A 19,498-nucleotide genomic window follows, 5' to 3' on the forward strand; every position below is an offset into this window, starting at 1 on the left:
GGGGCTGGGGACGGGCGCTGGGGCCGAGAGACGGGTCGAGGGCGAACCGCCAGCGTTCAGGCATGCACCCGCGCCAGCTGATGCAGCGCACGCACCAGCTCGTCCGGGTTGACGGGTTTGGCCAGGTGACGCTGGAAGCCGGCCACCAGCGCACGCAAGCGGTCTTCGGGTTGCGCCAGGCCGGTCAGGGCCACCGCTGGCAGGCGCTGGTCCAGCGGCACCTCTCGCTGCGCTTCCAGCGTGCGGATGCTGCGCACCACGGCATGGCCGTCCTCGGGACCCAGGGCGATGTCGCAGACCAGCACATCGGGCCAGTCCACCGTGGCGCGCGCATGCAGGCGGGACAAGGCTTCATGGCCGGAGCTGATGCGCTCGGTGCGGGCGCCGTCATGCTCCAGCAGATGGCCCAGCGAACTCAGCGCGTCCTCGTCATCGTCCACGCACATCACATGCAGGCCGCTGAGCGGATGTTCGTCCAGTGCGGCCCGCTCGTCGGCGGAGAGGGTTTCCGAGGGCACCACCTCCTGCACCGCTGCCGTGGGCAAGGGCGGCGGCGCCAGGGCGGGCAGTGGGAAGTCCAACTGATACTGCTGCACCCCGACAAACGGATCCATCAGCATCGACAGATGCCCGTTGCTGCCCGCCACCAGCGTGCGCAACTCCAGCGTGTCGGGTGGCCCCAGCGCCTCCAGCGCCAGCCGGCCGTGGTAGCCGATGGTCAGCGAGCTGGCTCTCATGCCGCGCTCCACCCGGGCTTCCATCCGCCCGCCGGCGGCCCCGTGCAGCGCGAGCTGGCACATCAGCTGCACGATGCGCGCCATGTGCGCCGCATCGCCGATGACACTGGCCACATCCAGGTCGATGTCGGTGTAGAGCTCGGTGGCGGTGGCGGCCAGTTGCTCGCGCAGGCTGTCCAGGCTCAGCACCAGCAGCCCGGCCAGGTTGACCGGATGCTGGGCCAGGCGCCGCTCCAGGGTCTCGGCCTGCTGCTGCTGGCGCTGCAGTTCCCACAGCTGGGCGTATAGGCCCGGGTGGGCCAGCAATTCGTCATGGCGGCCGCGCTCGGCGATGCGGCCCCGGTCCATCACGATGATCTCGTCCGCCCCCACGATGGTGGAGAGCCGGTGGGCGATGATCAGCGAGGTGCGGTCCTTGGCCACGTTCTCCAGTGCGCCCTGGATGGCTCGTTCGGCCCGGGTGTCCAGCGCGGAGGTGGCCTCGTCCAGCACGATGATCGGCGGGTTCTTGAGAAAGGCACGGGCAATGGCGATGCGCTGTTTCTCCCCGCCGGAGAGCCGCGCACCGCGCTCACCCACCCGCGTGTCGTACTGCTCCGGCAGCATGCGGATGAAGTCGTCTGCCTGTGCGGCCTTGGCGGCGGCGACCAGTTCGTCGCGCGTGGCATCGGGTTTTCCGTAGGCGATGTTGTAGGCGATGGTGTCGTTGAACAGCACCGGGTCCTGCGGCACTACCCCGATCACCTGCCGCAGGCTTTGCTGAGAGACCTCGCGCAGGTCCTGCGTGCCGATGCGCACCTGACCACGATCCGGGTCCCACAGGCGCATCAGCAGGCGCGCCAGGGTGGACTTGCCGGAGCCGCTGCTGCCCACCACCGCAAAGGTCTTGCCATGGGGAATCTCCAGGCTGAGGTCATGCAGGATCTGCCGCTGCGGGTCATAAGCGAAGTCGATGCGTTCGAAGCGAACAGTCGTGTCGCCAGGGGCCAGCGGCGCGGCATCGGGCGCATCCTGGATGTCGGGCGGGCGGTCCAGCAACGCAAAGAGGGCCTCGGTGTTGAGCAGCGCATCCCGGGTCTCGCGGAACACGAAGCCCAGCGTGTTCAGCGGCAGGAACACCTGGATGAGGTAGGCATTGACCAGCACCAGGTCGCCGATGCTCATTCGGCCCTGCACCGTGTCCTGACCGGCCATCAACATGACGCCGGCCACCCCCGCGGCGATGATGGCGGCCTGTCCCAGATGCAGCGCCGACAGCGTCTTCTGGCTGGACACGCTGCCCTCCACCCATTCGGACAACACGCTGCCATACCGCGCACGTTCGGCCTGCTCCCGGCCGTGGGTCTTCACCGCGTCATAGTTCAGCAGCGTGTCCACCAGCAGGCCGTGGGCGCGGGAGTCGAAGGCGTTCATCACCCGCTGCTTCTCCACCCGGGCGCGGGTCATCCAGCCGGTCCAGATGGCGTACAGCGCCATGCTGCCCGCGATGATCACCACGAAGCCCACACCGTACTGCAACAGCACCACCAGGACCGCGGCAAACTCCACCGCGGTGGGGACGACGGTGAAGACGCCCGCCCCGAGGAGATAGCCCATGCCATGCGTCCCACGCTCGACTTCGCGGACCAGCGAGCCGGTGTTGCGCTGGGCATGAAAGCGGGGGCTCATCGCCAGCAGATGGGCGAAGGCCCGTTCAGAGAACCCACTCACCACTTGCTTGCCCACCCGCGCAAACACCAGGTCCCGCAGTTCGGTGAAGAGGGTGCTGGCATAACGCAGCAGCGCATAACCGATCAGCAGCCAGACGGGCAGGGTCAGACCGATCGCCAGCCCCTGAGCGGCGGAAGCGCCCGGCACCGGGGCGGGCGTGAGGTGGTCCACGATCGCCTTGAGCAGGCCAGGAACGCCCACCGCGGCCAGCTTGGAGGCCACCAGCAGCACCAGCGCCACCAGCACGCGCCAGCGCCATTGCCACAAGGCGGACCATAGTCCGGAGACCACGCGGGCGGTGGTCGGGCGTGGGGGGCTGGACTCCATGGGAGGGGCCCCGCAATCCGCGTTCCCGACGGGATCGGGTTCTTGACGGTCGCCAGGGCCGCACAGGACGAGGGGTGGGGCAGGTATTACCCTTGCTCCCTGTGGGCCTCACCCGTCAGGAGATTCATCATCAAACTGCCGCATCCTCTTCGAGAAGCCGCCGAACTGGTCACCGAAGCCGCCCAGGGCTGGAGCGACGACAACGTCCCCAGCATGGGCGCCGCGCTCGCCTACTACACGCTGTTCTCCATCGCGCCCCTGCTGCTCATCGTGATTGCGGTGGCCGGGCTGGTGTTTGGCGAACAGGCCGCCCGCGGCGAAGTGATGGACCAGCTGTCCGACCTCATCGGCCTGCAGGGCGCCATGGCCGTGGAAGACCTGCTCAAGCGGGTCAACCGGCCGGAGGAGGGGGGCTGGGCGGCGGTCATCGGCACGGTGGTGCTGATCATCGGCGCCACCTCGGTCTTTGCCGAACTGCAGAATTCGCTCAGCCGCATCTGGAAGGTGCCGCCGCCGAAGTCCATCCCGGTGTGGCGCAGCCTCTGGACCGTCATCCGCCGTCGCCTGCTGTCGCTGGGGCTCATCATGGGGCTGGGTTTCCTGTCGATGATCTCGATGGTGGCCAGTGCCGCCCTGGCGGCCATGGGGAAGTGGTGGACGCCCTGGCTGGGGGACGACTTCCTGCTGCTGGCCCAGGTGCTCAATGCGGTGCTGTCGTACGCGCTCATCACCGTCATGTTTGCGGTGATCTACAAGTGGGTGCCGGATGTCCCGATCCGCTGGCGAGATGTGTGGGTGGGGGCTTTGATCACGGCCGCGCTTTTCAGCCTGGGCAAGTCGCTCATCGGGCTCTACATCGGGCGCAGCGCGGTGAGTTCGGCGTACGGCGCCGCGGCGTCGCTGGTGGTGATGATGCTGTGGGTCTATTACTCGACGCAGGTGTTCCTCATGGGTGCCGAATTGAGTTGGGCCTTTTCGCGGCGGCATAGCTTGAAGGAGCATGCAATGGCGATCGAGGCTGGGCTGGAGTAGGCGCATCCGGGCGCCACTTCATGGATGCGCACAAGCCCGCGCACAAGCCTTGGCACCCGCCGGCGCACGTGTCTTCGCAAATGCCTGCGCCGTGTTAGCGCGACCATTGAATCGGGCAATGAAAACGGACTTAGAGACAGCATCGCTTCAATTGTCAAAATGCCCGCAAATATCGATGGAATCGAGGCTATCGCTCGCAAGCGGTGCTGCAAGAAACGCTTCTGCCAGATGAACATCGAGTCTCCCCACCCAGAACGCTGCGTGCCGGTCGCTGCGCGGGCGCTGCGCTTTCCAAGGCGTCTTCACAGCGTCCATCAACGCCCTCGTGACCCCACGCCATCATTGAGCGTTTCGCTCAGAAACTGCCTTGCTGAATCACCTCCAGAAGTCGCTTCAGAACGCCCCGCTGTTTCTGGACCCTGGAACCGTCGCGGCACACCCATTGCCGAATTGAAGAACGGACCCGGGCCAACGGTGTCTCTTCATGGAGCCCGTCGGCCCACCAGGTTTGTTCAATCGTTCAGACGACCGAAAGGAATTCGACATGAACCAGCAAGGGCAACACCGAGGACGCAACGAAGATCAGCGCAGCACCGAAGGACAACAGCAGTCCTCGCAGCGCAGTGACACTGGCCAGCAACATGGCGGCCAGGCAGGACAACAGTGGGGCAGCTCGCAAGGGCAGTCGGGCCAGCAGTCCTACCAGGGGCAGGGCGGCCAACGGGATGAGTACGGCCAGACGGGTCAGTACGGCAGCCACAGCGGCTCGCAAAGCGGCGGCTACCAAGGCGGCTCGCAGGGCAGCTATCCCGGCAGCATGCAGGGCGGCTCGCGTAGCTATGAAGGCGGCGAAGGCTACGCCGGCTACCAGAGCGGTGGTCAGCAGGCCGGTTATCGCGACCAGGGGCCTCGGCACGAGGGCTGGCGTGAGGACCGCGGCGGTTCCCAGGATTTCAGCGGCCACTATGGCGCCCCCAGCGGCTATGGCAGCAGCGCCGGTGGGTATGGCGGGCAGAGCGGCTACGGCGGCAACTACGGTGGCAACTACGGCGGCCAGGGCAGCTACTCGGGCCAGGGCGCACAAGGCAGATCCGGTGATGGCGGCCAGGGTTATGGCCACCAGGGGGGCTACGGCAACCAGGGTGGTTATGGCGGCGGCCTCGGCGGCCTGAACCAGAGCCTGCAAGGCATGCATGGCACGGACCAACGGCCCGGCGGCTACCAGGGCGGTACCTACCAGTCCGGTGGCTACGGCCAGTCGTCTGGCGGCTATCAGGGTGGCCACCAGGGCGGCTATCAGGGCGGCAACTACCAAGGCGGCGGCTACCAGGGCGGGTCCCAGGCGGGCAACTACCAAGGCGGCTATCAAAGCGGACAGAGCGGCTATCAAAGCGGACAGAGCGGCTACCAAGGTGGACAAAGCGGCTACCAAGGTGGACAAAGCGGCTACCAAGGTGGGCAAAGCGGCTACCAAGGGTCTTCCGGACAGGGCGGCTATCAGGGGTCGCAGCAGGGCGGCTACGGCGGTTATGGTCAGGGCCAGAACTACGGCAGTAGTCCCCAGACCCACCATGACCCGGACTACCACCAGTGGCGCACCGAGCAGCTGCGCAACCTGGATGACGACTACCACTCCTGGCGCCAGGACCGCTACAAGAAGTTCAGCGAGGACTTCAACAAGTGGCGTTCCAACCGCTCCGGCAGCGGTTCGTCCAACACGTCCGAGCTGTCCGTGGGCAGCGGATCGACCGGTAGCGGCACGAGCGGACTGTCGGGATCCAGCAGCACACCGGGTTCCTCGGCATCGTCCGGCTCATCCGGCAGCACCGGCAGCACCGGTGGCACCGGCACTTCGAGCCTGGGCAGCGGCAGCTCGCTGGGCAGTGGCGCTGGCAGCTCGTTGAGCGGCGGCAGCGGCAGCGACAGCAGCTCCGGCTCGTCGCTGTCCTCGTCCTCTTCGTCGGGCAAGACGAAGTAAACCGTGTTCCTGCCGGCGGCACCCCGCGGGTGTCTCCGCGGTGCCTCTGCAGGCGCCGCCGGCGGGTTCCCGGCATGAGTTCCAGCCGCCGGACGCCTGGCGGCCCGAATGGCCACAGGACCGGTCCCCAGGGCCGGTCCCCCGCCTGCAGCAATGCAGGTCTCCCCCTTCAGGGCGCCGCGGTGCCGCGCGTCTGGGATCCACCATGCCACACCTTCTTGTCTTCTCCCACCTGCGCTGGGGGTTCGTCTACCAGCGCCCCCAGCATCTGATGTCACGGCTGGCAGCGGCTTATCGAGTGCTGTTCATCGAAGAGCCGGTGCTGGACCGCACCGGTCCGGCACGCATCGAAAGCCGTCTGGAATCGCCGCCCGGCGGTGGCGCGCCGGTGGAGGTGCTGGTGCCCTACACCCCGGTGGCAGCCGCCGGATTCGACGATGCCCAATTGCCGACTCTGCTGCCGCTGGTGGAGCAGGCACTGGCCGAACGCGACGTGCGGGACTATCTGGTGTGGCTCTACACCCCTATGGCGCTGCCCCTGGTGGCCGGGCTGGACCCGCGCGCGCTGGTGTACGACTGCATGGATGAGCTCTCCGCCTTCAAGCAGGCCCCGGCGCAGCTGCGGCAACGCGAAAGCGCGCTGATGCAAACGGCCGATCTGGTGCTGTGTGGGGGTCCGGCCCTGCACCGGGCCAAGCGTGCGCTCAACCCCCGCGTCTATTGCCTGCCCAGTGCCGTGGATGCTCCGCACTTTTCCCCGGCACGACTGAAGGCGGACAGCCTCGAGGCCGCCGAGGCGGAGCGGATGCAGGCCGGCATCGCACGGCCACGCCTGGGCTTTTTCGGGGTCATTGACGAACGCATGGACCTGGCCCTGGTGGCGGCGGTGGCAGAGGCCCGGCCCGACTGGCAGGTCGTGATGGCTGGCCCGGTGGTGAAGATCTCGGAATCGGAGCTGCCGCGGCGGCCCAACCTGCACTGGCTGGGCATGCAGCGTTATCCGGTGCTGCCGTATTTGCTGTCCGCCTGGGACGTCTGCCTGATGCCGTTTGCGTTGAACGAGTCCACCCGGTTCATCAGCCCGACCAAGACCCTGGAATACCTCGCCGGCGAACGACCGGTGGTGAGCACGCCGGTCACGGATGTGGTGGGACTGTATGGCGCGGTGGTGCGCGTCGCGGAGGATGCGGACGGTTTCATCCGCCACTGCGAGGACGCGCTGGCGCTGAGCAGCGAGCAGCGACGCCGTGAGGGACAGTCCTCGATGGCGGTCGTGGCGGCGTCCAGCTGGGATGCCAGTGCCGCCCAGGTGCGCCGCTGGCTGGCGGATGTGGCCCGCCCGGCCCATCCGAGGGCGGCGGTCGCCGGCACCCGGCTGCGCGCGGCCTGAGCATGATCATCGACGCCCATCTCCACTGCACCGGCCGGGAACGCACGGACGATGTGCTGCGCACGTTGGACGAAGCCGGCATCGACAAAGGCGTGCTGCTGGCGCCGTTCCTGGGGGACGGCTATTCCATCGACGACGCCGCGTCGCTGCGGCGCGCCAATGAGCACCTGTCGCGCCTGGTCCGCCATCACCCGGACCGGCTGATCGGTTTTGCCGTGGTCGACCCGCGGGACCCGGCAGCACCGGACGACCTGCGCCATGCCATCGAGGACCTGGGCCTGCGCGGCTGCAAGATGGTGCCCACCGGCTGGTATCCCTATGAAGAGCGGGTGCAGCCGGTCTTCGCCATGGCCCATGCGCTGGCCCTGCCGCTGCTGTTTCACAGCGGCATCTTCATCGACGGCCGCTCGGGTCGCTTTTGCCGCCCCACCTACTTCGAAGCGCTTCGGGACCATCCCCGCACCCGCGTCGCCCTGGCCCACATGGGGTGGCCGTGGACGGACGAGGCCCTGGCCGTGGCGCTGATCGACCGCATCCACGGCGTGCCGCATGCACAGGTGCAGTTCCGCCTGGACATCTCCTTCGGGCCACCCCCGGCCTATCGGCGGGAGGTCCTGGCCCGCATGCTGGAGGTGCTGGGCGCCGGGTCCCTGCAATTCGGCAGCGACTGTTTCCTGCCGTGTTCCGGGGCCCACGTGCGCGAGCGTCGACAGTGGGTCGAGGACCTGATGGACATGCTGGACCTGGACGCCGCCGCCCGCCGCCAGATCTGGTGCGACACCGCGGCCGCCTGGCTGGGGCTGAAGCTGGAGGCCGAGGGCCAGGCACAGCGCTCCTCCCATCCCGGGCATCTGCTGCCCCGCCTCAGTGCCAACGATGAGGACGGCGCCGGCGGCGCCGCTTCGTCTTCTGTCCCGCGCCCCTGGCGTCCGATCTGCTGCTGAGGCGGCATCGGCGGGCTGCGGAAGATCCACCGACCTCGATGCCCCTCATGGACAAGACCCCTTCCTTCTCTCGACTGGATCCGTCCAGCCCACGGCTCCACGTCATGGAGGTGGTGGGCAACGGCATCGTCGGCGGCATGGAGCGCTGCGTCGAGCGGCTGATCGAGCATCTCGGACGCGGGGACCGGTTCCGGTTCACCGTCCTGTGTCCCTTCGAGGGAGACTTCACCGATCGCGTCCGCGCCGCCGGCGCGCAGGTGATGGTGGTGCCCATGCCGGAGGATCCGCCCTGGGCTGCCCTGCAGATGGTGACGGGGCTGGTGCGGCATGGACGGGTCGACCTGCTGCATGCTCATCTGCCCAATGCCCATCAGCTCGCCGGTGTGGTGGGCCGCATCACCGGGGTGCCGGTGGTCTCCACCATCCACGGCCGGCAGATCATCATGCCCGACCTGGAAGTGCATCGCATGGTGGGCAGCCACCTCAGCGTGGTCTGCCAGCACAGCTACTACCACGCGCTGGGGCTGGGCATCGACCCGGACAAGCTCAGTTGCGAGCCCAACGGGGTGGATACGCAGGCCTTTCATCCGGGCCCCCGGCCCGAGCAGGGCCTGCGGGAGCGCTTCGGCCTGCCGCGGGACACGCTGCTGGTGGGCCTGGTGGGCCGCCTGTCTCCCGAGAAGGCGCCGGACGTGCTGGTGCGCGCCGCCTCGCTCTTGCATGAACGCCTGCCCGACGTCCACTTCATGATCGCTGGCGAGGGACCGATGCGCACGCAGCTGGTGGAGGCCATCGAGCGGCAGGGATTGCAGTCGCATGTGCATTTGCTCGGTCGTATCGACGATGTGCTGCCCATCTATCACGACCTCGACCTGCAGGTGAGCAGCTCGCATTCGGAGGCGATGCCCCTGGCGCTGATGGAAGGCATGGCCACCGGATTGTGCGTGGTGGCCACGCGAGTGGGCGGCGTGCCGGAGATCGTCGAACACGGCCGCAGCGGCTGGTTGGTCGCTGCCCGGGACCATGAGGACATCGCGGGCCGCATTCACCAGATGCTGACCCAGCCGGACCTGCGTCGGCGCATGGGGGAGCGCGCGCGGGACAGCATGGTGCAGCGTCATCCGCTGTCCAGCCGGCTGGAGGCCGTGGCGCAGCGGCTGCTGCAGTTGGCGCGTCCGGCCGCTGCGGAGCCGCGACGGATTGGCAGCGCACCCCGGGCCGTCCCTGGCAGCGCTGACCTTCGCCCGAGGGCAGGGCGGTGAGGCCTGCAGCAAGGCCTACTGAATGCCCGTTCATGGACGGGCACCGGGCTTGCCAAACAACGGATGCACAGGGCCGACGTCCCCGATCCGGGGTGTACGCCTGGTTCTACGCGTAATCCTGTTGTTTTCAACGATTCAAGGAGATAGCCATGAACAACCGTTCCAAGATCACCACCGTGGCCATGGCCGTGGCACTGGCCAGCGGCGTCGGCATCCTGCATGCACAAGGCGCAGGCGGCAATGGGCAGGGTAGCTCGGGCAGCACCAGCGCCCGCGACCGGACCAATGATCCGCTGTCCAACAACAATGACCAGATGAAGGCGGGCAACGCCACGACGACCAATTCGTCCACGACGAATGGCATGAACAATTCGACCAATGGCGCCGCGACCACCACCAATGGTCAGAACACTGGCACCGCCACCAGCAGCCAGAACAACGGCAACAACAACACCACCGAGACCTGGCAGGACCCCAACCGCAACAACACGGGCAACAACTCGAACAATATGAACAACAGCGGTACCAACCGCTCGTCGGGCATGGATGCCAACAACTCGGGGGCCATGTCCACCGACAACACGGCCGCCGGTTCCAACGACAGCTCGCTGCCGGCCCGTGCCGACCGCAACTGATCGTTCCCCACCTCAAGTCGAAGCGACCTCCGGGTCGCTTTTTTCTTGCCTGGAGCGCGGGATGAGTGCGCCGCAGGTGCCTGGATCCCCGTTGTTCACAAGGCGTTCCAATGAAGGGTCTGATCGCGCGGAATGCCGATGAAAAGGGGACATTCGGTCGATTCAAGCTGGAAGCGGTGGTATGCGGCTTGCCGCGTTCCATGCATCACGAACGGAGCAGTCATGGCAGACCAGTCCTTGAGAGTGGCGTTGATCAGCGAGCATGCCTCCCCGCTCGCCCAGCAGGGCAGCGTGGATGCGGGGGGACAGAACGTGTATGTCCACCATGTCGCGGCAGCGCTGGCGCGGCGGGGCCATCACGTCGATGTGCTGACGCGGCGCGACCATCGCGCCCTGCCCACCGCCGTGGACATGCGTCCTGGCGTGCGCGTGCTGCATATCGACGCGGGCCCTCCCGCCTTTGTGCCCAAAGAACAATTGATGCCCTACATGAAGACGTTCGGCAGTGAAGCGCTGCGCCTGATTCGACGCAGCCTGCCGTACGACGTGGTGCATGCCAATTTCTTCATGTCGGGCCTGGTGGGCCTGCGTCTGCAACGCCAGCTGCAGGTTCCTCTGGTGCAGACCTTCCATGCGTTGGGGGCGGTGCGGCAACTGCATCAGCGGGAGGCGGATGCCTTCCCGCCCGAGCGCCTGCAGCAGGAGCGGCGCATTGCCTGTGAGGCGGACTGCGTGATTGCGGAATGCCCGCAGGATGCGCAGGACCTGGTGATGCATTACGGCGCGCCCAAGGCCCGCATCGCCCAGGTGCCTTGCGGGGTGGACCTGGAGGAATTCGGGCCGGGCGACCGTCGCCTGGCCCGCCGCCGGCTGGGCTTGCCGGAGCACGAGTTCATCGTGCTGCAACTGGGGCGGCTGGTGCCGCGCAAGGGCGTGGACAACGTGATCCGCGCCGTGGCCCGGCTCGACCGCCATGTGCCCTGGCGACTGCTCATCGTCGGCGGAGATTCTGTGGTGGCGGACGAGGTCCGTACCCCGGAAATCGGCCGCCTGCGGCGGGTGGCCCAGGCAGAGGGCTGCGAGCCGTGGGTGCATTTCGTGGGGAGACGGGACCGGGCGCAATTGCGCGACTACTACCTCGCCGCCGACGTGTTTGTGACCACGCCCTGGTACGAGCCCTTTGGCATCACGCCGCTCGAAGCCATGGCCTGCGGCACGCCCGTGATCGGGGCGGAGGTCGGGGGCATCCAGCACACGGTGGTGGACGGGCTGACCGGCTATCTGGTGCCTGCCAAGGATCCGGACGCCCTGGCGCTTCGCTTGGACGACCTGCGGCAGCATCCCGAACTCGGCCGGATGATGGGCCGCGCCGGCCTCGCCCGCGTGCAGCGTGAGTTCACCTGGGACGGCGTGGCGGACAAGCTGACGCAGGTCTACCTGCGGGTGATGAAGCAGCGTCGCATCCGCGCAGCGGAGACCGGTCTGCGTCTGATGCCGCAGCCGGTGACGGAGACCGGTGGCGCGCCCGCCCTGGCGCAGCCGACCGCCTACCCGTCGGTCGACCGCGCCCCAGTGGTGGCCTTGGCCGCTGTGCCACGCCAACGGGTGGAGGCGAAATGACCGGCGACCTGCTGGACCGGGAGCGCCACCGCCGCTGGTTGAATGTGCGCCGTGTGCTGCTGGTCCGGCTGGACAATCTGGGCGATGTGCTGATGAGCACTCCGGCCTTCGCCGCTGTCCGGGAGACCTTGCCCTGGGCCCACCTCACGCTGCTGGCCGCACCGGGTTCAGAGCCTCTGCGGCCGCATCTGGCCATGATCGACGAGATGATCGGCTTTCATGCGTCCTGGATGAAGACGGGCGCCAGCGTGCTGGATACCGAGCCGCCCGAGATGCGAGGAGAGGCCGAGCGCCACCTCGTGCGCCGGCTGGGCCGGGCCCGTTTTGATGCCGCGATTCTCTTCACGGTCTGCACCCAGAGCGCGCTGCCCGCGGCCCTGATCTGCCGCATGGCCGGCATTCCGCTGGTGCTGGCCCATGTCCGCGAACGGGCCTACGGCCTGCTCAGCGACGAACTGCCGGACCCGGACATCGTCCAGACGGGAATGCGGCACGAGGTGCAGCGCCAGCTGGACCTGGTGGCCCATGTCGGCCTGTTCACGAAGGACGACCGTCTTCGCTTCCGCGTGTTGCCCCGGGACCAGCAGGCCGCTCAGCGCGCGCTGGCCGCCGCCGGCCTGCAGGATGGGCAGCCGTATGCGGTGGTGCACCCTGGCGCCAGCGCGCCGTCACGACGGTATGCGCCGACGGCGTTTGCGGCCGCGGCGGATCGGATGCGCCAGGACCCTGGCGCCGAGGGCACGGCCATCGTGTGGTGCGCGGGCGCCCATGAACAGGCGCTGGTGGATGAAGCGCGTGCTGCCATGCGCGAATCCAGCCTTGTGCTGCCCCGGCCACCGACTCTGGGCGAACTGGCGGCGCTGATCGCCGGTGCACGGGTGCTGGTGGCCAACAACAGCGGTCCGGTGCACCTGGCCGCCGCCGTGGGCACGCCGGTGGTGGACCTGTATGCGCTGACCAATCCGCAGCACACCCCCTGGCGGGTGCCAGCCCGGGTCCTCAACCATGACGTGCCCTGCCGCAATTGCCAGAGAAGCGTCTGCGTGCAGGGCCACCATGACTGCCTGCGGCTGGTGGATCCGGCTGACGTGGCACGCGCCGCATCGAGCCTGATGAGGGAGACGGTGACATGAGCATGCCCTCCGGTAGGTCCGACACCGCCGATACCGCCGACACGGCCGACACGGTCTACGCCGCCGTCCCGACGCTCAGCGTCGTGGTTCCCACCTACCTGCGGCCGATGTTGCTGGAGCGCTGCCTGCTGGCCCTCCTGGCCCAGTCGCTGCCGCGAGAGCGCTTCGAGATCGTGGTGGTGGACGACGGTCACGACGATCGCACTCGCGAGCGGGTGCAGGTCCTGGCCTCACGGACCGATGCTCCGGTCATGCGCTACCTGCGCCCGGACCATGGACGCGGCCCCGCCGTTGCGCGCAATGCGGGCTGGCGGGGCGCAAACGGGACGGTGGTGGCCTTCACGGACGACGACACCATCCCCGACGTTGACTGGCTGGCGCGCGGTCTTGAAGCGATGGCGGACCACCCGGACTGGGTGGCCGCCTCGGGCCGGGTGCAGGTGCCGAGACCGGCCCCTCCGCTGCACCGGCAGGAACGGCCGACCGACCATGAACTGATGACCCGGGGGCTGGAGACAGCGGAGTTCGTCACGGCCAATGCCTTCGTCCGGCGGGAGGCGATGACCCGCATCGACGGCTTTGATGAGCGCTTTCGCCGTGCGTGGCGGGAGGACTCCGACCTGCAGTTCCGGCTGCAGGCGCTCGGGCCGGTGGGCCGGATCGAGCAGGCCCAGGTCTGGCATCCGGTGCGGCCAGAGCGCTGGGGCGTGTCCTTGCGCCAGCAGCGCAATGTCTTCTTCGATGCCTTGCTGTACCGCAAGCATCCGTCGCTCTATCGCAGTCGCATCCGGCCGGTACCGCCCTGGGACTACTACGCCGTCGTGGCACTGACGATCGCGGCCGTGGCGCTGTTGGCGATGGGCCGGGCGGTGCCGGCCTTCCTGTCGCTGGCCGGCGCGGCGCTGCTGATCCTGATGCTGGCCCGGCGGCGATTGCGCCACACCTCGCATGCGCCCCGTCATGTGCTGGAGATGGTGGCCACGTCGGCCGCCATTCCCTTCCTGTCGGTGTATTGGCGCCTGCGAGGGGCCTGGCATTTCCGGACGCTGTTCCTGTAGATCCCGTCACCCTGTTGACCTCGCTGACCTTGCAGACCTGGAGACCCTCCGTGACCCTGGACCCTCATTCGCCCCTCACCGCTGCACCGCAGTCCCCCGGGGGAGCGGGCAGGGTGGAAGGCCCCATCCGCCGCGTGCTGGTGCTGCGTGCGCTCATGCTGGGCGACATGATCTGCGCCGTGCCGGCACTCCGGGCCATGCGGCGCGCCTGGCCGGCGGCGCGGATCTGTGTGATGGGCGTGCCGGCGTCGCGCGAGTACCTCTCCCGCATCGGCCATGTCGACGAATGGCTGCCGTTTCCGGGCTGGCCGGGCCTGCCGGAGCAGACGGTGGACGTGCGGGGACTGCCGCCGGCGCTGGCCCTGCTGCAGTCGATGGACTGGGACCTCGCCCTCCAGCTGCATGGCAGCGGCCAGGTGACCAATCCCTTCCTGGCTTTGGCTGGCGCACGCCAGATGGCCGGCTTCCATGGGCCGGGTGCCTGGGTGCCGCCCGGGGATGCGCAGCGCTTCGTCCCCTGGCCGGTGCTGGGACATGAAACCCAGCGGCTGCTGGGCCTGTGCCATCACCTGGGTCTGCCGGTCGATGGAGACGCCCTGGAGTTTCCTCTGCGACCGCAGGACGACCTCGCGCTGCGTCAGTCCTGGCCCGGCTGGGAGGACTGCGAGGCCTACGCCTGCGTGCATGTGGGCGCGCAACTGCCGTCGCGGCGCTGGCCGCTGCGTCGGTTTGCTGCGGTGGCCCAATCCCTGCATGACGGCGGCCAGACGGTGGTGCTGACCGGCACGCCGTCCGAAGCCGCGCTGGGCGAGGAACTGCGCATGCTGCTGGAGGCGCTGAAGGTGCCCAGCATCAACCTCATCGGCCGGACCACGCTCTGGTCGCTGGGCGCGCTGCTGCGCCGGGCCCGTGTGCTGGTGTGCAACGACACCGGGGTCTCCCACATCGCGGCGGCCCTGCGGGTGCCCAGCGTGGTGGTGTCCTGCGGCAGCGAGCCGATGCGCTGGGCGCCGCCCGATCAGCGCCTGCACCGGGTGCTGGCCAAACCGGCGCCGTGCCGGCCATGCGCCTATGCGGAATGTCCCAACGGGCATGCCTGCGCGAATGCCTTGTCCGTGTTCGAGGTCCTGCAGGCGCTGGACGACCTGCTGGCCCATCCCCTTCCTCAGCAGGAGCTCCCTGATGGCCCGACGCCTTCGCATCCTCACCTGGCACGTGCATGGCAACTACCTCTACAACCTCACGCAGGTGCCGCATGACTTCTACCTGGTGACCGACCCGCAGCGATCCCCGGGCCGGGTGGGCCGGGTGGGCAGCCTGCCCTGGGGCGACAACGTGTTCGAGGCTGTCGTCGATCAGATTGCCCACATGCCCTTCGATGTGGTGCTCTACCAGCACCGCATCGGCTGGGACGAGGACCGGCCCCGCTGGTTGTCCGCGGCCCAGCAGCAGCTGCCCCGGTTGTATCTGGAGCATGACCCGCCCCAGCAGCACCCGACGGACACGCTGCACTGGGTGCAGGACCGCGCGGCGATGCTGGTGCACTGCACCCACTTCAATGCGCTGATGTGGAACAACGGGGTCACACCCTGGCGGGTGGTGGAGCACGGCGTGAAACCGCTGGGCCAGGCGCACTATCACGGCGAGCTGGCGCAGGGGCTGGTCGTCATCAACCATCTGGAGCGGCGCGGCCGTCGGCTGGGACTGGACCTGTACCGTCAGATGCTGGACGCCGTGCCGCTGTCGCTGGTGGGCATGGGCAGCGAGGGCCTGCCGGGTGGGGTGGGGGAGGTGTCGCAACAGGCGCTGCCAAGCTACATGGCGTCCCATCGGTTCTTCTTCCATCCCGTGCGCTACACGAGCCTGGGCCTGGCGCTCATCGAGGCCATGCTGATCGGCCAGCCGGTGGTGGGCCTGGCCACGACGGAACTCAGCACCGTGATCCGCAGCGGTGACAACGGCTTCATCGACAACCGCCCCGACGCACTGGCGGACGTCATGCAGGAACTGCTGCGGGACCCCGGCCTGGCCCGCGACTGGGGCGCACGCGGACGCGTGCTGGCGCAACAGCGCTTCGGTATCGATCGATTTGTTTCGGACTGGCTGCACATCCTTCACGAGGTCACGACATGAACCAGGACTCTCTTCCCGTGGTGGTGACCGGCGCCGCCGGTTTCGTGGGCAGCCATCTGTGCGAGGCCCTGCTGGCGCAGGGGCATCGTGTCATGGCGCTGGACAATCTCAGCACCGGCGACATTGGCCATATGGACGGCCTGCTGGGTCACAAGGCCTTCACCTTCCAGCGACGGGACGTGTGCCTGGAGCCGCCGCGTGAACTGGTGGAGGCGCGCCGCGTCTTCAACCTGGCCTGCCCTGCCAGTCCCGCGTATTACCAGACGGCGCCGGTGGACACGGTGCTGTGCAGCGTGCTGGGGCTGTGGCGGCTGCTGGAGCTGGCGCAGCGCACCGGCGCACGCCTGCTGCAGACCTCCACCAGCGAGGTCTACGGCGATGCCGAGCAGCATCCGCAGCGGGAGAACTACTGGGGCAACGTCAACCCCAACGGGGCGCGGTCCTGCTACGACGAGGGCAAGCGCTGCGGCGAAGCGATGATGATGGCCTACCACCACGAGCGGAAGGTGGATGTGCGCATCGCGCGGATCTTCAATACCTACGGCCCGCGGCTTCGGCCAGGCGATGGTCGGGTGGTGAGCAACTTCATCATGCAGGCGCTGCAGGGGCAGGACCTGACCGTTTATGGGGACGGCCAGCAAACGCGCAGCTTCTGCTATGTGAGCGACACCGTGCGGGCGCTGATGCTGCTGATGGAGGGCGAGGAGATCGGCCCGGTGAACGTGGGCAACCCCGGCGAGCACACGATGCTGGCGCTGGCGGAGATGATCCTGCGCCTGACGGGCAGCCGCTCACGCCTGGTGTTCCGGCCCTTGCCGCAGGACGATCCGCGCCGGCGATGTCCGGACATCGAGCGGGCCCGCGAGCGGCTGGGGTGGGTGCCGCAGGTCAGCCTGGAGGAAGGGCTGGAGCGAACCCTGCATCATTTCCGGCAACTGCTGGGGCAGCAGCGGGTAATCGTGGCGTGACGGCAAGTGCGGATGGGCGCGAAGTGCGGATGGGTGCGTGTTGGGGGCAGGCGGGTGCTGAAGGGTAGGGGCGGGGGCGGAATGGTTCGCGGGGTGATGCGCGACCTTGAGATTTCGCAATGAGCGGCGCCTCGCTCGAGCGGTTGTCATGCAGCTTCAGGCGCGTGGACCCACCTAGGGGGACGATGTCCAGTCGGGCATCCAAGGTCTTCCAAAGGCGAGCCGCACATGTCTTTTCCGCATCCCGCTTTTGCCCCCATGGTGGGGCCGTCCACGCCTTTCTCGCCACACTGGCAGCCTGGGCAGCCAGGGCAGGGGTCAACCGCACAGCCCTGGCCCGGTGCTGGGGGTCCCTGGCAACATCCCTCCATGCCCCTGCAGGGTCCGGGGGGCTTGTCCCATGACGATGCGGTCACGCAGCAAGTGCTGCACCGCTTGTCTGCAAACTATGGCCACATAGCCGCCTGGTTGCCGACTCTGGAGTCTTTCGCCCGGGTCTGCCAGAGCCTGAGCCCGGAGGAGCAGGCGGTGGTGCAGCGGCATCTGCTGCCGGCCACGGCCGCGCAATTGCAGCAGATGGAGCAGCGCCGGCATGACCCGCAGGCGATGGCCCACGTCCTGACCTATGGAGAAGGCGGGGACCCGCGTGCAGAGGCGGACGCGTCTGGCCCGCATGCCAGGCAGGCCAAGCACACTCCGCATGCGCCGCATGCCACGCACACTCCGCATGCCAAGCACATAACGCATGCCCCGCATGCCAAGCAAGGCGCGCAGGTCGGTCCTGGCGGAGCTGCGGCACGGGGCCCTTCATCGTCGGGGCCTGGTCATCCCTCCGGCCATCAAGGTCGGGCAGGCCATCCTGGCCACCCTGGTGCGGTCCCTGGTGCGGTCCCTGGGGCGGGGCCGTTGATGGCAGGGCAGGCGCCGAGCGCGCCGCCATGGTCCCGGCCGGGGTCGCCACTGCTGGGGCCCCAGACGTCCATCCAGACGGTCACCACCACGCCGGGCGGCGCCACCATCCAGACCGGATGGTCCAGCCTCCCGCCGTCGCCGCTGAACATGCAGGGCCCTGTCGTGGCGCAGTGGTCCAGTGCCGCTCCCGTTGTGGGTGCTCCCGTTGTGGCCGCACCGGGGTGGTCACCGCCGGTCGTGGTGGCGCCTCAAACGGTCATCGCTCCCACGCCCTTCATGCCGTCTCCGCCCATCGTCTGGGACGCCTGTGGCGGCATGGTTCCTTATCCTCCCTACCCGATGTGGAACCCGATGGCCGCACCGGGCTGGCCAGCCGTCGGATTCGGCATGACCTCCCCGCTGGCGCCGTGCTGGGCAGACGGGGCCTTGTCCGGACTCGGCATGGGGCTGGGGGCAGGCATCGGTGCGGGCATCGGTGCGGGCATGGGGGCGGGGCTCGGTCACATGCTCGGGTCGTTCGCCTTCGGCCACCCCTTCTGCTGACCGCGATGGATCCCAGTCGTCTCGCCCCGGGCCATCTGCGCCATCTGCGTGCGCCCCGTCCCGCCAGCCTGCAGACGCCGCCGCCCCGGCGCCAGCCCTGGCCCGTGGCCGGAACGGCACTGGGCCGGCCTGCTTCGTCGCGCACCGATGAGGCGAAGAACGCCGGGGAGGACGGACGGGCGGCGTCGTCCAGACCGGTTGGCCTGACCTTCATGCTGGACCCGGGGGCGGTCTACCGGGTTCGCTGTCACATGGACGTGGCGGGCGATCCGACCCCGATCGGGGCGGCGGGGACAGCTGCTCCGGGCACGGGCCCAGGGCATCAGACCGCAGGCTCAGGCAATGGGAGCACGGGCTCAGCCAATGGGAGCACGGCGGCCACGATGGCAGGCCGGATGGCGCGCACCCCTGCAGCCACGATGGCAGGCCAGATGGCGGGCACCCTTGGGGCCACGATGGCAGGCAGGATGGCGGGCACCCTCGCGGCCACGATGGCTGGCTCGATGGCCGGCTCGATGGCGGCCACCAGCCCTGCCATGAAGGCAGGCGGCCCCCCTGGCGCCCCGCCTGCCGCCACCCCTGACAAGGCGCCCGTGGCGGACGCACGCACCGAGGTCGGATCTGCCGAAGCGGCGGCACCCGCTGATCTGGTCGCCCTGTGCCGGCTGCCGGTGATGCAACGCTTGCTGACGCTTGCCCAATCCCGCCAGACCCTGCTGGCCTTCGAGGCGCAACTGGCCAGCGACTATCGCCGCAGCCATCCCTATGCGGATGAACCGGAGCTGGCGCGCGCCGTGTACGGCGACCCACGCTACGAGCAGATGATCAACCGCCTCAAATTTGCCGACAGTCCACAGTGCGCGCGTCTGCTCGCAGCTCGCATTGCGCGGGACAACAGCGGGCTGTCGGTGTGGACCGCCACCGCGGAAGGGTTCGGCAGCGAGTTTGTGCTGGTGGCTGCGCAGTTGCCGGAGGGGGTGACCGACTGGCACGACCTGCCCGAGGATGCCGTCCTGATGGACCCATGGGCGCAGCGTCAGGGCGCCGCGCGCAGCCTGTTGATCGCGGCCGGCCTGGCCAGCAGCGAACTGCGGGTGGAGCGCTGCTTCACCTGAT

The 19,498-nt window shown here is 68.5% G+C and carries 17 protein-coding genes; 14 read left to right on the top strand and 3 right to left on the bottom strand.

Annotated features, from left to right (window positions below; all coding sequences use genetic code 11):
* Positions 1-56 precede the first annotated feature (56 nt).
* Positions 57-2,774: an ATP-binding cassette domain-containing protein gene (locus DES44_RS09750; protein WP_083525518.1), complete on the bottom strand. Its 2,718-nt coding sequence runs from the start codon at positions 2,772-2,774 to the stop codon at positions 57-59.
* 42 nt (positions 2,775-2,816) lie between these two features.
* On the opposite strand from DES44_RS09750, the gene DES44_RS09755 reads away from it, so the two are divergent.
* Positions 2,817-3,806 carry a YihY/virulence factor BrkB family protein gene (locus tag DES44_RS09755; protein WP_233441644.1) on the top strand — a complete coding sequence of 330 codons (990 nt, stop codon included), beginning with the start codon at positions 2,817-2,819 and terminating at the stop codon, positions 3,804-3,806.
* Positions 3,807-3,953: 147 nt separating this feature from the next.
* Here DES44_RS09755 and DES44_RS25015 read toward each other — a convergent pair whose 3' ends face one another.
* Positions 3,954-4,121 (bottom strand): hypothetical protein, encoded by a 168-nt coding sequence (locus DES44_RS25015; protein WP_157592943.1) that lies wholly within the window; start codon positions 4,119-4,121, stop codon positions 3,954-3,956.
* Positions 4,122-4,350: 229 nt separating this feature from the next.
* On the opposite strand from DES44_RS25015, the gene DES44_RS09760 reads away from it, so the two are divergent.
* The 5 genes from DES44_RS09760 to DES44_RS09780 all read left to right on the top strand — a co-directional run bounded on the left by DES44_RS09760 (position 4,351) and on the right by DES44_RS09780 (position 10,015).
* Positions 4,351-5,784, top strand: coding sequence for a hypothetical protein (locus tag DES44_RS09760; protein WP_058934771.1), 1,434 nt, complete (start codon positions 4,351-4,353; stop codon positions 5,782-5,784).
* A gap of 205 nt (positions 5,785-5,989) precedes the next feature.
* Positions 5,990-7,174 (top strand): glycosyltransferase, encoded by a 1,185-nt coding sequence (locus tag DES44_RS09765; protein WP_058934772.1) that lies wholly within the window; start codon positions 5,990-5,992, stop codon positions 7,172-7,174.
* Between the two features lie 2 nt (positions 7,175-7,176).
* Positions 7,177-8,118, top strand: coding sequence for an amidohydrolase family protein (locus DES44_RS09770; RefSeq protein WP_058934773.1), 942 nt, complete (start codon positions 7,177-7,179; stop codon positions 8,116-8,118).
* 47 nt (positions 8,119-8,165) lie between these two features.
* Complete coding sequence (locus tag DES44_RS09775; protein ID WP_170156640.1) at positions 8,166-9,380, top strand: glycosyltransferase; 1,215 nt, start codon at positions 8,166-8,168, stop codon at positions 9,378-9,380.
* 149 nt (positions 9,381-9,529) lie between these two features.
* Complete coding sequence (locus DES44_RS09780; RefSeq protein ID WP_058934775.1) at positions 9,530-10,015, top strand: hypothetical protein; 486 nt, start codon at positions 9,530-9,532, stop codon at positions 10,013-10,015.
* Positions 10,016-10,110: 95 nt separating this feature from the next.
* Here the strand turns inward: DES44_RS09780 and DES44_RS25825 are convergent, their stop codons facing one another.
* Complete coding sequence (locus tag DES44_RS25825) at positions 10,111-10,239, bottom strand: hypothetical protein (RefSeq protein ID WP_257720734.1); 129 nt, start codon at positions 10,237-10,239, stop codon at positions 10,111-10,113.
* On the opposite strand from DES44_RS25825, the gene DES44_RS09785 reads away from it, so the two are divergent.
* The 8 genes from DES44_RS09785 (at position 10,238) to DES44_RS09825 (ending at position 19,497) form a co-directional block, all read left to right on the top strand.
* Positions 10,238-11,635: a glycosyltransferase gene (locus DES44_RS09785; protein ID WP_232309983.1), complete on the top strand. Its 1,398-nt coding sequence runs from the start codon at positions 10,238-10,240 to the stop codon at positions 11,633-11,635. The genes DES44_RS25825 and DES44_RS09785 overlap by 2 nt on opposite strands.
* Positions 11,632-12,768: a glycosyltransferase family 9 protein gene (locus DES44_RS09790; protein ID WP_058934776.1), complete on the top strand. Its 1,137-nt coding sequence runs from the start codon at positions 11,632-11,634 to the stop codon at positions 12,766-12,768. The genes DES44_RS09785 and DES44_RS09790 overlap by 4 nt, the downstream gene beginning before the upstream one ends.
* Complete coding sequence (locus DES44_RS09795) at positions 12,765-13,826, top strand: glycosyltransferase family 2 protein (RefSeq protein ID WP_083525521.1); 1,062 nt, start codon at positions 12,765-12,767, stop codon at positions 13,824-13,826. Before DES44_RS09790 ends, DES44_RS09795 begins: the two co-directional genes overlap by 4 nt.
* Positions 13,827-13,876: 50 nt before the next feature.
* On the top strand, positions 13,877-15,085 hold the full coding sequence (locus tag DES44_RS09800; protein WP_232309984.1) for a glycosyltransferase family 9 protein: 1,209 nt from the start codon (positions 13,877-13,879) through the stop codon (positions 15,083-15,085).
* Positions 15,006-15,959 carry a glycosyltransferase gene (locus tag DES44_RS09805; protein WP_198165002.1) on the top strand — a complete coding sequence of 318 codons (954 nt, stop codon included), beginning with the start codon at positions 15,006-15,008 and terminating at the stop codon, positions 15,957-15,959. The genes DES44_RS09800 and DES44_RS09805 overlap by 80 nt, the downstream gene beginning before the upstream one ends.
* Entirely contained in the window at positions 15,956-16,927 is a 972-nt protein-coding gene (locus DES44_RS09810) for a UDP-glucuronic acid decarboxylase family protein (RefSeq protein WP_058934779.1), read from the top strand. The genes DES44_RS09805 and DES44_RS09810 overlap by 4 nt, the downstream gene beginning before the upstream one ends.
* A 369-nt stretch (positions 16,928-17,296) precedes the next feature.
* Positions 17,297-18,382, top strand: a complete 1,086-nt coding sequence (locus DES44_RS24615; RefSeq protein WP_147307036.1) for a hypothetical protein — start codon at positions 17,297-17,299, stop codon at positions 18,380-18,382.
* A 467-nt stretch (positions 18,383-18,849) separates the two neighbouring features.
* The gene (locus tag DES44_RS09825) at positions 18,850-19,497 is read left to right on the top strand and encodes a hypothetical protein (protein WP_147307037.1); all 648 of its coding nucleotides are present in this window, start codon (positions 18,850-18,852) and stop codon (positions 19,495-19,497) included.
* The last annotated feature ends 1 nt before the right edge of the window (position 19,498 follow it).

Source organism: Roseateles depolymerans (assembly GCF_003387155.1).
GTDB classification, from domain to species: domain Bacteria; phylum Pseudomonadota; class Gammaproteobacteria; order Burkholderiales; family Burkholderiaceae_C; genus Roseateles; species Roseateles depolymerans.

Coding starts and splice junctions, on each gene's coding strand:
- DES44_RS09765 (WP_058934772.1), top strand. CDS start 5,990: ATGCCACACCTTCTTGTCTTCTCCCACCTGCGCTGGGGGTTCGTCTAC.
- DES44_RS09785 (WP_232309983.1), top strand. CDS start 10,238: ATGGCAGACCAGTCCTTGAGAGTGGCGTTGATCAGCGAGCATGCCTCC.
- DES44_RS09790 (WP_058934776.1), top strand. CDS start 11,632: ATGACCGGCGACCTGCTGGACCGGGAGCGCCACCGCCGCTGGTTGAAT.
- DES44_RS09750 (WP_083525518.1), bottom strand. CDS start 2,774: ATGGAGTCCAGCCCCCCACGCCCGACCACCGCCCGCGTGGTCTCCGGA.
- DES44_RS09810 (WP_058934779.1), top strand. CDS start 15,956: ATGAACCAGGACTCTCTTCCCGTGGTGGTGACCGGCGCCGCCGGTTTC.
- DES44_RS09770 (WP_058934773.1), top strand. CDS start 7,177: ATGATCATCGACGCCCATCTCCACTGCACCGGCCGGGAACGCACGGAC.
- DES44_RS25015 (WP_157592943.1), bottom strand. CDS start 4,121: ATGGACGCTGTGAAGACGCCTTGGAAAGCGCAGCGCCCGCGCAGCGAC.
- DES44_RS09825 (WP_147307037.1), top strand. CDS start 18,850: ATGGCGGGCACCCTCGCGGCCACGATGGCTGGCTCGATGGCCGGCTCG.
- DES44_RS24615 (WP_147307036.1), top strand. CDS start 17,297: ATGCCCCTGCAGGGTCCGGGGGGCTTGTCCCATGACGATGCGGTCACG.
- DES44_RS09780 (WP_058934775.1), top strand. CDS start 9,530: ATGAACAACCGTTCCAAGATCACCACCGTGGCCATGGCCGTGGCACTG.
- DES44_RS25825 (WP_257720734.1), bottom strand. CDS start 10,239: ATGACTGCTCCGTTCGTGATGCATGGAACGCGGCAAGCCGCATACCAC.
- DES44_RS09795 (WP_083525521.1), top strand. CDS start 12,765: ATGAGCATGCCCTCCGGTAGGTCCGACACCGCCGATACCGCCGACACG.
- DES44_RS09775 (WP_170156640.1), top strand. CDS start 8,166: ATGGACAAGACCCCTTCCTTCTCTCGACTGGATCCGTCCAGCCCACGG.
- DES44_RS09760 (WP_058934771.1), top strand. CDS start 4,351: ATGAACCAGCAAGGGCAACACCGAGGACGCAACGAAGATCAGCGCAGC.